12 protein-coding genes are annotated in these 15,921 nt (G+C 63.4%); 5 read left to right on the forward strand and 7 right to left on the reverse strand.

The window, feature by feature from the left end; genetic code table 11:
* Positions 1 to 103: 103 nt before the first annotated feature.
* Positions 104 to 1,600 carry an RNA-binding domain-containing protein gene (locus BN423_RS07655; RefSeq protein WP_019239675.1) on the reverse strand — a complete coding sequence of 499 codons (1,497 nt, stop codon included), beginning with the start codon at positions 1,598 to 1,600 and terminating at the stop codon, positions 104 to 106.
* Between the two features lie 154 nt (positions 1,601 to 1,754).
* On the opposite strand from BN423_RS07655, the gene BN423_RS07660 reads away from it, so the two are divergent.
* The gene (locus BN423_RS07660) at positions 1,755 to 3,428 is read left to right on the forward strand and encodes a hypothetical protein (RefSeq protein WP_019239676.1); all 1,674 of its coding nucleotides are present in this window, start codon (positions 1,755 to 1,757) and stop codon (positions 3,426 to 3,428) included.
* Positions 3,429 to 3,669: 241 nt separating this feature from the next.
* Here the strand turns inward: BN423_RS07660 and BN423_RS07665 are convergent, their stop codons facing one another.
* From BN423_RS07665 to rplJ, 4 genes are all read right to left on the reverse strand, one after another.
* On the reverse strand, positions 3,670 to 4,944 hold the full coding sequence (locus BN423_RS07665; protein WP_019239677.1) for an ATP-binding protein: 1,275 nt from the start codon (positions 4,942 to 4,944) through the stop codon (positions 3,670 to 3,672).
* Positions 4,945 to 5,155: 211 nt separating this feature from the next.
* Positions 5,156 to 6,742, reverse strand: coding sequence for a glutamine-hydrolyzing GMP synthase (gene guaA, locus BN423_RS07670; RefSeq protein WP_019239678.1), 1,587 nt, complete (start codon positions 6,740 to 6,742; stop codon positions 5,156 to 5,158).
* A 539-nt stretch (positions 6,743 to 7,281) separates the two neighbouring features.
* Complete coding sequence (rplL, locus tag BN423_RS07675) at positions 7,282 to 7,662, reverse strand: 50S ribosomal protein L7/L12 (protein WP_019239679.1); 381 nt, start codon at positions 7,660 to 7,662, stop codon at positions 7,282 to 7,284.
* A 102-nt stretch (positions 7,663 to 7,764) separates the two neighbouring features.
* Entirely contained in the window at positions 7,765 to 8,286 is a 522-nt protein-coding gene (rplJ, locus tag BN423_RS07680; RefSeq protein WP_019239680.1) for a 50S ribosomal protein L10, read from the reverse strand.
* Positions 8,287 to 8,656: 370 nt separating this feature from the next.
* Between rplJ and BN423_RS07685 the strand changes: the two genes are divergently transcribed.
* The 3 genes from BN423_RS07685 (at position 8,657) to BN423_RS07695 (ending at position 12,143) form a co-directional block, all read left to right on the forward strand.
* The gene (locus BN423_RS07685) at positions 8,657 to 10,459 is read left to right on the forward strand and encodes an ABC transporter ATP-binding protein (protein ID WP_019239681.1); all 1,803 of its coding nucleotides are present in this window, start codon (positions 8,657 to 8,659) and stop codon (positions 10,457 to 10,459) included.
* Positions 10,460 to 10,689: 230 nt separating this feature from the next.
* Positions 10,690 to 11,415, forward strand: a complete 726-nt coding sequence (locus BN423_RS07690) for a helix-turn-helix transcriptional regulator (protein WP_019239682.1) — start codon at positions 10,690 to 10,692, stop codon at positions 11,413 to 11,415.
* Positions 11,412 to 12,143, forward strand: coding sequence for a hypothetical protein (locus BN423_RS07695; protein WP_019239683.1), 732 nt, complete (start codon positions 11,412 to 11,414; stop codon positions 12,141 to 12,143). Before BN423_RS07690 ends, BN423_RS07695 begins: the two co-directional genes overlap by 4 nt.
* 428 nt (positions 12,144 to 12,571) lie before the next feature.
* Here BN423_RS07695 and BN423_RS07700 read toward each other — a convergent pair whose 3' ends face one another.
* Entirely contained in the window at positions 12,572 to 13,126 is a 555-nt protein-coding gene (locus BN423_RS07700; RefSeq protein WP_019239684.1) for a uracil-DNA glycosylase family protein, read from the reverse strand.
* 123 nt (positions 13,127 to 13,249) lie between these two features.
* On the opposite strand from BN423_RS07700, the gene BN423_RS07705 reads away from it, so the two are divergent.
* On the forward strand, positions 13,250 to 13,783 hold the full coding sequence (locus BN423_RS07705; RefSeq protein WP_019239685.1) for a cysteine hydrolase family protein: 534 nt from the start codon (positions 13,250 to 13,252) through the stop codon (positions 13,781 to 13,783).
* Positions 13,784 to 13,835: 52 nt separating this feature from the next.
* Here BN423_RS07705 and feoB read toward each other — a convergent pair.
* Positions 13,836 to 15,921: ferrous iron transport protein B (gene feoB / locus BN423_RS07710; RefSeq protein ID WP_019239686.1), on the reverse strand; the 2,086-nt coding region annotated here is incomplete at its 5' end.

Raw genomic sequence — 15,921 nt, forward strand, 5'->3', positions numbered from 1 at the left:
GCTCTCGAACACCAGAGTTGAACTCAAAAATGAATTCAGCGCCCCTTTATCGGTCGGCGACTTCCCGGAAGCAATCCGCATGTCACGTGGATGATGGGTACCTCTAGTAAGATTGATCCCACCGATTACCTCCGAGGCTGTCGGTCGGATTACCGGCCCGATAAGTCGTCGACCTGCCGCGCGGGGCAGAAACGAGCTTGCCTTCCCTCACCATATCAGCGAGGTAGCGCCTCACCGTCCTCTCGCCGACGCTCACAACCCGCTCGCTGACGGCCGATGCGGGGAAGGAGCCGTAGCGGGCGATGAGGTCATCGACGACCCGTTCCACCTCCTCGCGCGTGCGGTTCCCCCTGGGCGCGCCGACTGCCCAGCCTCCCTCCGCGCCCGCTGCGGCATCATGGTCGCCCCCGCTCCCAGCCGCACCCGCCATAACGGGTGGCACCGGCACGAACGCGGTGAACTGATCGCCGTCCTCCAAGACGGGGTCCCTCCCCGTGTAGAGCCTCGAGAATTTGTAGAGGCTCCTCGTCCCGCTCCCCAACTCCTCCGAACGCCCCATCTGGGTGAAGAAGTTAGCGATGATGGGGTTCTTGGGCGTGGGGTCGAGGCTCTCGAGCGTCACGGGGCCGGCGAAGAGCGCGCGGCTCGCGTTGTCCGTGCGGATGCCCTCCCCATCGATGGTGATGCGGGCGATGTGCGGGCTGACGAACTCCCGATGGATGAGGCAGTTGCACACGAGCTCGCGGACGATGACGTCGCGGGCGCTCTTGCGCTGCCCCCCGTCGAGCACGAAGGAGTCAGGCAGCCACTTCTCGCAGAATCCGACGAGCTCGTCGTAGGCCCTGACGAGGTTGCTCCTGCAGACAAGCCGGTCGTCGTAGCGGTCGGCCTCGACGCGCCGAAGCACCGCGTCGGTCCGGTAGAGCGGCATGACGTCGAGAATCGTATCTTCTTTCCCCAGCAACGCGACGGCGGCGAGATTGAAGCCCCGCTCCCCCGTCAGCTGGTCGCGTCCGTAGAGGCGGGCGGCGCAAAGGAGCTCGCCGTCGGAGAGGGGGAGCCACGGATGGTCGGCGTCGTTTGCACGCAGCGCATCGCGGACCGCATCGAGAAGGTCAATCTCCAGATCGTTCTCGGTCACCCAAGGGTACACGGTCCGCTCCGAATAGTAGCCCTGCTTGCGAGTCACCATCGAGGCGATCTGGGCATCGCCTCTCACGCGCACGTCGGCGTCCGCCACGCGGTCGTACACGGCGCCCTTGAACGTGTAGAGGGACGGGCCCATGGGGACCCAGACCCGTATGACGAGCCTACCCTCGGAGTCGCGCAGCCGTTCGAACTCCACCAACGGGGAGACGTTGAACAGATCCGGATTGCTCGTGACGTTGGAGATGTTACGCTCGATGGAAAGCGCCGATGCTTCGGGGACGCCTTCCACGACACCGTCATCGCGCACGCCGAGGAGGATACTGCCGCCCTGGCGGTTAGCGAACGAGCAGATGGTCTCGAACGTATCCCGACCCGGCTGGACACCGCAGCGCTTGAACTCAACGCTTATGCCCTCGCCTGCCTGGATATATCTACCAAGCGCATCGCTCATCGGTGCCCCCGTCCCATTCTGGACATTATTCTGGACATGCTATCATTGTTGTCCAGATTATGTCCAGAATAGCATCCGGAACGGCGCGGAAACAATAGTATCGGCAGAGATGAGCTCACGGAACTATTTAGGCAACCGAACGCAGGAGACCAACATGGCAGATAAGCTAGAAGAAGTTGAAAGGGTGTCCGTTAATCTCGGCCTCGAAACGTCCCACTTCCAACAAATCGATATCATTCAGCTTGTGGCAAATCCATTTAACAGCGTGTGGACAACCGTATACCAGACCAGCCACGACCCCTACTCCATGCCGGCTGTTTTCTCATGTCTGGCAGACACCAAGTATGAAAGCAAAATCCTCGATGGAACCGATTGGCTTCGGGATGCAGACGGATTTAATCCCGGATTCTGCGAAACGAGCGCAGGGATACATTATGAAACCGGTAGAAGCGATGGCTATGATTTCCTCGTCAAGAAGGTTTACTTTCATGCTTTGGAAACCGCACAGTTCCACATAAACCAGGAATTCGTTTTTCTGTTTGAGCTGTTTCGGGGAGAGGACGGCTGCTACTACGCAATTGATGAGTGCGGCCGCGAGGAGAAGGTCGTCGACATTGCCGATAATGTAGTCAGATTCAAAACGAGTTACATCATGCGGTACATCGCAGCAAAGCAAATGCTCTACGTGCAATTTATTGACTCCAGACGCTCCTCAGAAACAAGCTACCCCATGGGAGCGGAACCAATGTGTGAAGAGGATTGCCGAGGCAATTCCTACCACTATAAGATCTGGTATCAGAGCACAAAGGGGCGGGACTACCTGTTTTCGATGCTATTTGCCCGCAGTATCATGCACCCAAAAAAAGTTAATGAGTGCAAGATCTGGCCTTATGACAGAGAAACCGAGGAGCAATTCCCCGAATTCATAGTGGCAGAACTTCCAGATGGCGGCTACAGGCGATTTTCCTGCGACCCCAGCAAGCTTGGAAACTACTTTGGGACAAACCCCGATGCGCCGCATTATTTAACACCGGTGTACTTTAATCCGGATGTACTCGATCGATACCGCAACGCCCCTCATTTCAAAGTGACAGAAAGACGCCTGTCTTGCGGAACGCAGTGGAGCGTTGAAATTGACAATACCATCCCAAGCCGTGTCATGGTCTACCTCGGTGATCTCGGAAGGGACCTGCCCCAAAGCGAGAGGAGGCACTTTCTGACCTACGAGATTTCTCCTACCGAACAGCACGTGTCTGAAACAGCTTTCGCTGAGGACTTTCTCTGCTCGTTCGATGCTCCCTTGGGGCCAGTTTCCGCGTTATTCGCCGCACGTGACAAGCTGAACAATACTTGGACAACAAAGTTTGGCCACCCGTTATTTCGCCCCCTGCATTCGGACGAAAGTGATATGGAAAAACTCATCAGAATCCCGTCGGGCAACGGGAGGCAGGAGTTCGACACCGTCATTCTCAATCTGACTAAATATTGTGTTGACTATCTTGACGAAACCGCATTAATGTCAGCAGAGCAGTCGGGCGGAATCAACAAGCTCGGAGCAACGCTATCCAGGTTGAAGATTGATGCCGATCTTACTCCCCTTCGCGACCTGCAAAAGGTGCGGTCAGCCTGCATGGCACACGCAAAAGGGAGGAAGTACGAGCAACTTAAGGGCCGTCTTTTGACAGGAGATTGCCCAAAAGATATCTCCCGGCTAGTTGAACGCCTCACCTCCATGATGAACCGACTCGCTTCCGACATAGAACTCCTTGCCACGGATAATGAAACCGAGGGAGGGACACCGAATGATGAATCTGTAGTGGCGTCATAAGACTCGATTGGACAACCATCAGTTGGAAGAAACACATCATGCGGGTCTTACCGCAATTGGCGATACATCTCGCGCGAAATGGTCGACAAATGAAGTGGGTGGGAGAAGCTTCCTATACTTGAAACCGTAAACCCCCAATCATTTAGCGGTCACGGGTGCGCACCTTCGAGCGCATTTTTCTTGCGACATCCAGAAACTTTTGCCTACTCTGCCTTCGGGTCGAGCAGATAAAAGCAACTTCCTAGTAGTCCGCTCCCGCCGAAACGCTCGCCTGTGCCAGCCCGAACGTCCGCCCCTCCCCGATCAGCTCCGTCACGTTCTCGTGCACGATGCCGCTGCGGTACTGGATGGGGTCGCTGCGCGTGATGACGAACTTGGGCCAGTTGTCCTGTATCCGCTCGAGCGGGCAGTACTCGCGATCCTCAGTCTTCCGGTCGTTCATGATGGTCATCGCCACCTGCACGTAGGCGTACTCCATCTCAGGCGACCGCATGACGAAGTCGCACTCGAGTTTGCCGATACGCCCTACGCTCACCTCGTAGCCCAGGCTTCGGGCGTAGTTATAGACGATGTTCTCGAGTACGGGCCCGTAGTTGATGCGGTTGTCCGTGTTCAGCGCGAAGTAGAAGCTCAGGTCAGCGAGATAGTATTTCTGCTCACCTTTGAGTGACTTGCGCGACTTCATGTCGAAGCGCGTGCATTTGCTGATAATCTTGGCATCCTCAAGAATCTTGAGGTAGCGGTCGAGTGTCTCGCGCTTGATGTGAATGCCTTGCCGCTCGAGATCGTCAAGGATATTGGTCAGGCTCGTCGTCGCACCAAAGTTGTTCGTGATGCACCTTCTGACCGTCTTGAATACAGACATGTTTCGAACCTGAACCCTGCGACGGACATCCTTCTCTAAAATCTCCTCAACAACGGACTTAACGTAGACTCGCTTATCAGCGAGCGTCTCGTATCCAAGCGCCTTGGGAAAGCCACCCTCGAGGATATAAGCATCAAGCTCGACCACGGGGTTGGGATCGATCGGCTTGCCGAGAAATGCCTTCATATCCTCGTACTCCTTGAAGGTGAGCGTCTGCATCTCGAACTCGATGTAGCGACCGGTCAGCTTGGTCATGAGCTCACCTGAAAGCAAATAGCTATTGGAGCCGGTTATGAAAATCGACCAACCTCCATCGGTGCGAAAAGCGTTTACAACCTCCTCGTAGCCCTTCACGTTCTGAACCTCGTCAATGAATAGGTATCTCAATCCGTCAGGTGCGTCGGCGGAAGCATCATCAATCGCAGCCTCGAGCGCGTCGGCGGTTTTGACCTTCCGCAGCTTGCGACTATCGAGATCTAAGTAGACGATGGAAGCCGAGCTGATGCCACTCTCGACGAGCTCTTGAGCGACAGTTTGCATGAGACAGGATTTTCCACAGCGCCGCACGCCGGTAATGACCTTTATGATTTCATCATCATGATAGAAGCCCCTGATCTTTCTGAGATAGTTCTCGCGCCTGAATAGCTCCACTTCCCACCTCCATAGTCATTCTTTGTTCATTCATACCCGAGTTAGGGGGTATTTAGCGCAAATTATCAATGAATACCCTCTAACTAGAACAATTTGAAAATGAGAGCATCCAAGGAGGACGGCAAGCTTGGCAACCGGTTCTTCAAAAAGTGAAGCCATGGGGTGCCATGGCTTCAGCGGATGATATTATATATTATCGAACGTGTGTTCGCTACTCCCACTCGATTGTCGCGGGGGGCTTCGACGTTATGTCGTACGCTACGCGGTTCACACCTGGCACCTCCGCCACGATGCGACCGGATATGCGCGCCAGCACATCGTACGGCAGCTTCGCCCAGTCGGCGGTCATCGCGTCGCTCGACTCGACGGCGCGCAGGATCACCGGACGCGCGTACGTGCGCTCGTCCCCCATCACGCCCACGCTCTTGATATCCGGCAGCACGGCGAAGTACTGCCAGCAGCTGTGCTCGCTGTTCCGCTCGCCGGTCGCCTCGAACAGGCGCTGGTTGTACGCGTCCAGCTCCTCGCGCACGATCGCGTCGGCGTTCTTCAGGATCTCGAGCTTCTCCGGGCTCACCGCGCCGATGATGCGGATCGCCAGACCCGGGCCCGGGAACGGCTGGCGGTACACGATGTGCTCAGGCAGTCCGAGCGCCAGACCCAGCTCGCGCACCTCGTCCTTGAAGAAGTGGTCGAGCGGCTCGATGAGGTCGAAGTGCACGCCCTCGGGGAACGGGATCAGGTTGTGGTGGCTCTTGATGGTCGACGCCTTGCCGCCCGTCTTGCGCGCACCGCTCTCGATGATGTCGGGATAGATCGTGCCCTGTGCCAGGTACTTCACCGGACGGCCGTCGCGCTCGAGCTCCTGCGCGACCGCGAAGAACTCCTTCCAGAACTGCGTGCCGATGATCCGGCGCTTCTCCTCCGGCTCGGTCACGCCGTCGAGCAGCGCGGCATAGCGCTCCTCGGCGTGCACGTGCACGAAGTCGACGTCGAACTGCTTGGTGAAGACCTCCTCGACCTGCTCCGGCTCGCCCTTGCGCAGCAGGCCGTGGTTGATGAACACGCAGGTCATCTGCCGCCCGATCGCACGCGCGCCGAGCGCCGCGACGACGCTCGAGTCCACGCCGCCCGACAGCGCCAGGATCACGCGGTCCTCGCCCACACGCTCGCGGATCTGCGCGGTCATGGACTCCACGAGGTTGTCCATCGTCCAATCGGGCTCGAGCCCGCAGATGCCGAAGAGGAAGTTCGAGAGGATCTGCTGGCCGTACTCCGTGTGGCGCACCTCGGGATGGAACTGTGTGGAGTAGAGCTTGCGCTCCGGGCACTCCATGCTCGCCACGGGGCAGACCTCGGTGCGCGACGTCACGGTGAAGCCCTCGGGCACGCGGCTCACCGCATCGCGGTGGCTCATCCACACCGTCTGCGTGAGCGGCGTGGCGTTGAACAGCGCACTCTCACGTTCGCGCTCGATGGTCGCCGGGCCGTACTCGCCCACCTCGGAGTGAGCCACCTCGCCGCCGAGCGTCACGGCCATGATCTGGTGACCGTAGCAGAAGCCCAGCACGGGGATGCCGAGCTCGAGGACGCCGGGATCGATGGACGGCGCGTCCTCCGCATATACCGACGCCGGGCCGCCGGACAGAATGATCGCCGAGGGCTCGAGCGCGCGCACCTCGTCCGCGGTGATGTCGCACGGGACGATCTCCGAGTAGACGTGCAGGTCACGCACGCGGCGGGCGATGAGCTGGCCGTATTGTGCACCGAAATCGAATACGAGAACCTTCTGCGGCATGGAGCTCCCTCTCTCGTGTACCGGGCAAGCGCTGCGCGGCGCGCCCCGCAAGGCGCCTGCGCGCGGTCGAAACCCACCCCCAGCATCCGTTTTCATCGTTGACCATGATACACACGGATGCGCCCCCGCGTCGCGCGCGCGGGACATTCCCCATAAAGTCCGGCAAGGGTTGTTTTTTGCGCCGCGCGAACAGTTTTTCAATGCGCGCCCGCAAAAAATGGTGGAGAAATTCAGATATGCACGATTGGAGGCACCAAAACGGGCGCGCTCAAGCGATCGGCACCGCAAAACCAGACCGATTCCCCGCATTTCCCCAGGATTCGTCTCGCAGCCCGAGCCGCAACGCCCGCCATCCGCGGCCGCAATCGTGCATATCTGAATTTTTCCACCACTTTCGGGCGAGATCCGACACAAAACCGCTCCGTCGGGGACGCTGCGCCGTCTCCTCCCCCGCCAGACATGAAAAAAGGGCGAGACCCGGATCAGGTCTCGCCCTTCGGCGTCAAGCGCAAGCTCGCAGGCGCACGGCCTGCAGCGAACTACTTGAGGGAGACGGCAGCGCCGGCCTCCTCGAGCTTCGCCTTGGCGGCCTCGGCGTCCTCCTTCTTGGCACCCTCGAGGATGGGGGTCGGAGCAGCCTCGACCTTGGCCTTGGCGTCCTTGAGGCCGAGGTCGGTGAGCTCACGGACGACCTTGATGACGGCGATCTTGTTGTCGCCGAAGCCCTCGAGCACGACGTCGAACTCGGACTTCTCCTCCTCGGCGGGAGCAGCGCCAGCGGCGGGGCCGGCCACGACGGCGGCGGGGGCGGCAGCGGAGACGCCAAAGGTGTCCTCGATCATCTTGACGAGCTCGGAAGCCTCGAGCAGGGTCATTTCCTTAAGAGCCTCAATGATCTCTTCGTTGGTAAGCTTAGCCATGGTAAGCAATCCTTTCGGTTGCCGTGCCAGTGGGCACGGTAATGAACGTATCAGGCGGCACGCGAGCGCGCCGGGGTGCGCGGCAGAACCGCGCGCGCTGCGCTACGCAGCCTTCTGCTCCGAGATCTGCTGGACGGTACGGGCGAGACCGCTCGAAACGCCGTTGACGCAGACCGCGATATCGCGGGCGAAGCCGTTGATGAGGCCAGCGATCTGACCAAGGAGCTGATCCTTCGTGGGCAGGTCGGCGATAGCGTTGACCTCTTCGGCCGAAACCGCCTTGCCCTCGGAGATACCGCCCTTGATCTCGAGGACGCCCTTGGACTTCGTAGCGAACTCCTTGAGCGCCTTCGCGGGCTCCACCGGATCCTGCGAATAGAACACGTAGGCGAGCGGGCCGACGAGGATCTCGTCGATCTCCGGCTGCTCCTGGTTCTTAAGCGCAAGACGGGTGAGGTTGTTCTTGTAGACCTTCATCTCGGCGCCGGCCTCGCGAAGCTGGTGACGCAGCTCCTGCGCCTGCTTCACGGTGAGACCGTTGTAGCCAACGACGAACACGCCGTTGCTCTCCTGGATGCGAGACTCGATCTCGGCAACCTTGTCGATCTTGTACTGCTGTGGCATCTGGTACACCTCCTCGTTGCTTTTCCCAGGCACGACCCGCTTTAAGACCTGCGGGGATGTCTTGGAAAAGAAAACCCCCGCGCTGCTTCGAGCGACGGGGGCGAGAAGACATGAGAGCTATCTGCTCACCACCTCGGCTGGCGGGTTTCCCCATTGAGCCTTGGGCGCGTCTTGCGGCGAGCCCGTGGCACCGGCTGTCTCTGGCAGCGGATTCGTGCGTGAACCAGCGACTAGTATGCCGCGTGACGGCCGGGGCGTCAAGCGCGCACGAAAGCTCCATGTCAAATAACCCCAGGGGTGTTTTTACAACGAATGTAAAATAACCCCTGGGGTAAATTTGCAACGTTGCAATTGGCTGAAAGGAGCACCCGTGGCCTCCCCTTCTTCGCATGGCACACCGTCCGTCACGCGCCGCACGCTCCACTACTTCTGGGGCGTCACGCGCATCCAACTGCCCATGTTCGCGCTCGATGTCGCCGCGACCCTGGGCTATGTGTTCTTCCTCACCTTCGCCAACCCGTTCATCGTCGGCGCGATCGTCGATCGCGTGGGCGCGGGCGGGGTCGCCGCAAACGACGTGCTGCCCGTGTTCGGCCCCTACATCGCGGCCCTCGTCGCCGTGAACATCGCCGGCCAGGTCTGCAGCAAGCTGCAGGATTACGCCTGCGCGAAGCTCGAGATCCGCGCCGGCTACGAGCTCGGGCGCCTGGCCTTCGACACGCTCTCGAACCAGTCGATGACCTTCCACACCAACCGCTTCGGCGGCGCGCTCGTGAGCTCCACGCAGAAGTTCATCTCCGCCTACAGCCTGCTCATGGACAACTTCACCTACTCGGCGCTGCCCACCGCCTCGACCGCCGTACTCACCATATGCATGCTCGCGCCACTCGCCCCCGCCTTCGTGGCCGTCCTCGTCGTGGTGCTCGCCGCCTACGTCGCCATCGTCTTCAAGCTCTACCGCAAGATCCTGCCCATCAACGCGGCGGCGAGCGCGGCGCAGAACCGCCTCTCGGGCGAGCTCTCGGATTCCATCACGAACATCCTCGCCGTGAAGACCGCCGGTCGCGAGGCCTACGAGCAGGGGCTCTTCGAGCAGGCGAACCAGGAGGTGCGCGCGGCGGACAGCAAGCGCATGCGCCGCACGGTGAAGACCGGCGCCGTGACGAGCTCGCTCATCGTGTGCATGATGGGGCTCGCGGCGGTGTTCATCGCCGGCGGCAACGCGTGGTTCGGCATCTCCGCCGGCACGCTCGTCATGATGTTCACCTACACCAATTCGCTCACCGGCCGCTTCAACATGCTCTCCCAGATGTTCCAGCAGATCAACCGCTCCTTCGGAGAAGCGCACGACCTCACCGTCGCGCTCGACGAGCCGCGCCTGGTGGCCGACGATCCGGACGCCCCCGCGCTCGAGGTGCCCGCGGGCGCGATCGACTTCGTGGACGTCGATTTCCACTACGCGGACGCGAGCGCCCAGGACGCGGTGTTCCGCGACTTCAACCTGCACATCCCCGCCGGCCAGCGCGTGGGCCTCGTCGGGCGCTCCGGCAGCGGCAAGACGACGCTCACCACCCTCTTGCTGCGCCTCGCGGACCTCACGGGCGGCAGCATCCTGATCGACGGGCAGGACATCGCCCATGTGAGCCAGGTGAGCCTGCGCCAGCACATCGCATACGTGCCGCAGGAGCCGCTCCTCTTCCACCGCACGGTGCGCGAGAACATCGCCTACGGCCGGCCGGACGCCACCGAGGACGAGATTCTGCGCGCCGCGCGCGAGGCCAACGCGCTCGAGTTCATCGAGCGGCTCCCCCACGGCCTCGACACGCAGGTGGGCGAGCGCGGCGTGAAGCTCTCCGGCGGGCAGCGCCAGCGCATCGCCATCGCGCGCGCCATCCTCATGGACGCGCCAATCCTCGTGCTCGACGAGGCCACGAGCGCGCTCGACTCCGAGAGCGAGAAGCTCATCCAGGACGCGCTCGAGAACCTCATGCGCGGCCGCACCTCGCTCGTCATCGCGCACCGGCTCTCGACCGTGGCCGCGCTCGACCGTATCGTCGTCATCCGCGACGGCGAGATCGTCGAGGACGGCCGCCACGCGGACCTCGTGGACGCCGGGGGCGAGTACGCGCAGCTGTGGAGCCGGCAGTCCGGCGCGTTTTTGGGCAGCGAGTAGCCGAGCACGGGCGGGGTAGACGAACGCCGCGGCGGGCGGGCTCGTCGGCAAGCCTGGTAGCACGCACGGGGCGAGCCACGTGCAACTGCTGAAATCCGCAGCTCACAGGCCGTGCAACCGCCGGTTGCGGAATTGCCAGCCGAAGATGGTGGCCGGCACGGCACCAATCGCTAGACTGGGAACTGCACAATTCCAGGCACACCGCATCCGGCAACGCGAAGGGAGCCGCCATGAGCACCACGATCGCCCAGCGCTTGTACGAGCTCCGCCGCGCGCACGGCATCAGCCAGGAGGACCTCGCCCGCAAGCTCGGCGTGAGCCGGCAGGCGGTGTCGAAATGGGAGTGCGGGGAGTCCGTCCCCGGCACCGACAACCTCATCGCGCTCGCGCGGCTCTACGGCGTGGAGCTCGACGCGCTCCTGGGTATCGGGCGGGATGCCGAAGCCGGCGGCGAGGCGCCCACGCCGGCAGCGTCGAGCTCGGACGACGTTGCGAAGGTGCCGGACGAAGCGGATGAGTCCGCCGAACCTCCCGCGTCGCCCAACCGCCGGCGCGCGCTCATCGCCATCGCCTGCGGGGCGCTCGCGGTGCTCCTCGCCCTGATCCTGCTGTACTGCGTGCGCGCGAACACACCGGACTACATCGTCATCGAGGGAACCGTCGTAGCGAGCAACGGCGTATTCGGCGATTTCGTCGTCGACATGGGATACACCGAGCAGTTCCCATCGCGCTATATCGTCTGCAGCGCCGACAGCACGACCGCCTACGATTACAACGTGCCCGACGAGCCGGCGGATGCGGGCGGTGCGGATGAGTCCGTACCGGCGTCGCGCGAGCCCATTGAGCTGCAGGAGGGCTGGAAGGTGAGCGTAACCTTCGACGTGCGCGGCGGGGTGGAATGGCCCCAGGCGCGCAACCTCGCCGACTCGGTCCAGATCGAAACGGAGCTAGCATGAGCATGGAGCACGCACGCACGGCAGTACGGGCGCCGCAGCGCATCGCGCTCGTGAGCCTCCCGGCAAACGCCTCCGCTGCAGGCCTCGTGCTCGACGATTTCCGGGCGGCGCTCATTGCCTACGCGCGCCTCTCGAGCAAGGACCCCCAAGCGGCGGCACACCCTCCCCTCCTGCGCATCGACGTCTCGCGCGAGGACGAGTGGGGCGTGACGGACGGGGAAGACGCCGTGTGCCCAGCCTCAGCACTTGCCACCTGCGACGCCGTCGTCGCGGCGTATGCGCTGGACGACGCGGAACCGACCCGCGGGCTCGCGGCACAGGAGCTCGGAGCAGCGCTCGCCCAGCTCGCCGCACGCGGGCACCTCATGCCGGGGACGCGCATCTACGGCATCGCCTGTGCCGCGCGCGCGGATGGCGCAGACGGCGTGCACGTCCTCGACGACGCAGCTCGCGCCTGCGCCCAGGCATCGCTTGCATGGTGCGGCGGCACCGTCATCACCGACGCCGCGCTCATCCCGCGCCTCATGCACGCCCCGCGCCTCGGCATGTGGCGAAGGCCCGTCTCCCGCGCCATCGACCGCCTCGTCGCTGCCGTGCGCATGGGCTGCGCGCTCGATGAACTCGACACCCTGCTCGGCGTCGACCCGTCACACGCGAGCGGCGACGCCATCACCGTCGCCTCCCCGCACCCGCTCTGGCGCGCCGTAGCATCGCACCTCCCGCGGTAATCGCGCGAGCATCGCGCCGCCCCCGGCCGATTTGGTAAGCGCGCCCGGCCATGCGGTAGAGCGAGTTGCTTCCTCGCACGATTCCCGGGCATTGCTGAGCGCTTTCGGCTCGCGCCCCAATACCTCGAACGCCGAATCCGAACGGAATCGCGATCCTGGCAAGTACATCCGAACCGCACCTCGCACCGACCTGCAGGTTTCCCGGACACAAGCCCATCTCTACTCGGAGCGACTAAGCTTCCGTTCGGATTCGGCGCTCGAGCCGTTGCCGTTCAAAGCATCCATCACGCTAAATCCCATACAAAGCGCTCGGGCAATCGAGAATGACGCTGATGTCCGGGGCAATGTCACCATGGTGCCCCACGCAACTCATAAGTGCTTCGCTGCCGAGCAAACGCTCGGCTATCCGTCCCAACCTTGAGCCGATCCTACTCGAGATACGCCCCCAGCGCCTCGCCCCAGCGCGCAGTGAGGCGCTCCAAGCTCCACGCGGCGTTCGCCGGGCTCGTCGAGGGGAGCGCCTGCGCCTCGATGCCCGTGCGCTCCTGCAGGTAGCGCTTGTACAGCCGCGCCGCCGTCCCGCCGTTGCATAGCACCGCGCGCAGCGAGGCCGCCTCGGTCACCCGCTCGATGCGAGCGGGAACCACGTTGCGGATGCTCGCGTCGCTCGACCCCTTGATGTCGCAGCTCTCGATCACGTCCCAGAGCGCGATGCCGTGGCGCAGCAGGAGCGCGCGCTTCGCCTCGATCGACGCGGCGAGCGTCGCGCGGCCGCCGTCGCCCGGCAGCGCCTCCCCCTCGTTCGGCGGCACCGGCTCGCCCGTGCACGCGGCGATCACGCGCCAGAAGCGGTTCTGCGGGTTGCCGTAGTAGAACGCGTTCGCGCGCGACAGCACCGACGGGAACGACCCGAGCACGAGCACGCGCGACCGTTCGTCGAACACCGGCTCGAACCCGTGCGAAATATGCTGGTAACCCGCCATGCCCTCTGCTCCGATCCGCTCGGCTCTGATGCATAATCGTGACCAGATTATTATGCGCCGCAGCGAGCCCGCCCGCTACGGGCGAACCCGCCGCGCGTATCGCTCAACGGCTTGGGAGGAATCATGGCAAACCGGTATCTCATCGTGATCGATATGCAGAACGACTTCGTCGACGGCGCGCTCGGGACGCCCGAGGCGCAGGCCATCGCGCCCGCGCTCGTGGACGCCGCCCGCGCGTTCGACGGCGAGCTCATCTTCACGCTCGACACGCACGGCGAAAACTACCTTGCCACCCAGGAGGGCGAGCACCTGCCCGTCCCCCACTGCATCAAGGGCACGCCGGGCTGGGAGCTCATCCCCGCGCTCGCCGAGCTCCAGCGCGAGCGGCAGGCGCGCGTCTTCGAGAAGCCCACGTTCGGCTCGACGGCGCTCGCGCACTACCTCGCCCGCCGCAATGCCGAGGAACCCATCGAATCCATCGAGCTCGTGGGCGTGTGCACCGACATCTGCGTGGTGTCGAACGCACTCCTCATCAAGGCCGCGCTGCCCGAGGTGCCCGTCTCCGTCGACCCCGCCCTCTGCGCCGGCGTCACGCCCGAGGCGCACGAGGCCGCCCTCGCCACGATGCGCAGCTGCCAGGTGGAGGTGCTCGGCTAGGCCGCCCGCGCCCGTGATAAAAAGGTGTCTGACACCTTTTATCACACCTTTATCAGGCCAAGCCGAGCATCAGCCCGATTGCGTGCACGATGAACGCCACGACCCACGCCACGCCGCACTGCATGAGCACCACGGCGAACATCATGCGCGTGCCGAGCTCGTTGCGCACGGCGGAGACGGCCGCCACGCAGGGCGTGTAGAGCAGGACGAACGTGAGGAACGTGTAGGCCGTGAGCGGCGTGAAGAGCGTCGAGAGCGCGGCGACCGAGCCGCCCATGAGCACGGTGAGCGTCGCCGCGACGTTCTCCTTCGCGCCGAAGCCGGCCACGATCGCCGCGGCGGCGATCCAGCTCCCGAACCCGAGCGGCGCGAAGATGGGCGCGATGGCGGTGCCGAGCATCGCGAGCATGCTCTGTGCCTGGTCGGTCACCACGTCGAGGCGGATATCGAACGTCTGCAGGAACCAGATGACCACGCTCGCGGCGAAGATGATGGTGAACGCCTTGGTCACGAAGCCCTTCGCCTTGTCCCACGCGAGCATGATCGTCGTCTTGGCGCTCGGCAGGCGGTAGTTGGGCAGCTCCATGACGAACGGCACGGGGTCGCCCTTGAACGCCGTGCCCTTGAGCACAAGCGCCACGAGCACGCCCACCACCATGCCCATGAGGTAGAGCGAGATCATCACGAGCGCGGCATGGTGGGGGAAGAACGCGGCCGAGAACAGCGCGTACACCGGCAGCTTCGCCGAGCAGCTCATGAACGGCGTGAGCATGACGGTCATCTTGCGGTCGTGCTCGGAGGGCAGCGTCCGCGTGGCCATGATGGCGGGCACGCTGCAGCCGAACCCGATGAGCATGGGCACGAAGCTCCGCCCGGAAAGCCCCAGCTTGCGCAGGATCTTGTCCATCACGAAGGCCACGCGCGCCATGTAGCCGGAATCCTCGAGGATGGAGAGCAGAAGGAACAGCACCACGATGATGGGCAGGAACGAGAGCACGCTGCCCACGCCCGCGAAGATGCCGTCGATCACGAGCGAATGCACCACGGGGTTGAGGCCGAACGCCGTGAGCGCCTGGTCAGCCATGCCGGTGACCGCCTCGATGCCGAGCTCGAGCAGATCGGAGAGGCGCTGCCCCACCGCATCGAAGGTGATCCAGAACACGAGCGCCATGATGAGGATGAACACCGGGATGGCGGTGTACTTGCCCGTGAGGATGCGGTCGGCGGCCACGGAGCGCAGGTGCTCACGGCTCTCGTGCGGCTTCACCACGCTCGCGCCGCAGACGCGCTCGATGAAGCTGAAGCGCATGTCGGCGAGGGCCGCCATGCGGTCGGTGCCCGCCTCCTCCTCCATCTGCTGGATGATGTGCTCCACCGCGTCGAGCTCGTTCTGCTCGAGCGCGAGCGCCTCGATGACCAGGTGGTCGCCCTCGATGAGCTTGGTCGCGGCGAAGCGCACGGGGATGTTCGCGGCCTCCGCGTGGTCGCTGATGAGCTCGATGAGGCCGTGGATGCAGCGGTGGAGCGCGCCGCCGTCCGGGCCGTCGGGCGAGCAGAAGTCGACGCGGCCGGGATGCTCGCGATAGCGCGCCACGTGCAGGGCGTGCTCCACGAGCTCGCCGATGCCCTCGTTCTTGGCAGCGGCGATGGGCACCACGGGGATGCCGAGCGCGGCCTCGAGCGCGTTCACGTCGATGGTGCCGCCGTTTTGCGTGAGCTCGTCCATCATGTTGAGCGCGAGCACCATCGGCCGGTCGAGCTCCATGAGCTGGAGCGTGAGGTAGAGGTTGCGCTCGATGTTCGTGGCGTCCACGATGTCGATGATCGCGCTGGGGTCGTTCTGGAGGATGAACTGGCGGCTCACGACCTCCTCGCTCGTGTAGGGGCTGAGCGAGTAGATGCCCGGCAGGTCGGTGATGGTCGCATTGGGATGGCCCTTGATCTGGCCGTCCTTGCGGTCCACGGTGACGCCGGGGAAGTTGCCCACGTGCTGGTTCGAGCCGGTGAGCTGGTTGAAGAGGGTCGTCTTGCCGCAGTTCTGGTTGCCGGCGAGCGCGAAGAGGATCGGCGCGGACTCCGGCAGCGGCGCGGCGCCCTCGCGGCGCGGGCGGGCGGGCTCCTCGCCGAGCGCCGGGTGC

The sequence above is a fragment of the Enorma timonensis genome (genome assembly GCF_000321165.1).
Taxonomy (GTDB): domain Bacteria; phylum Actinomycetota; class Coriobacteriia; order Coriobacteriales; family Coriobacteriaceae; genus Enorma.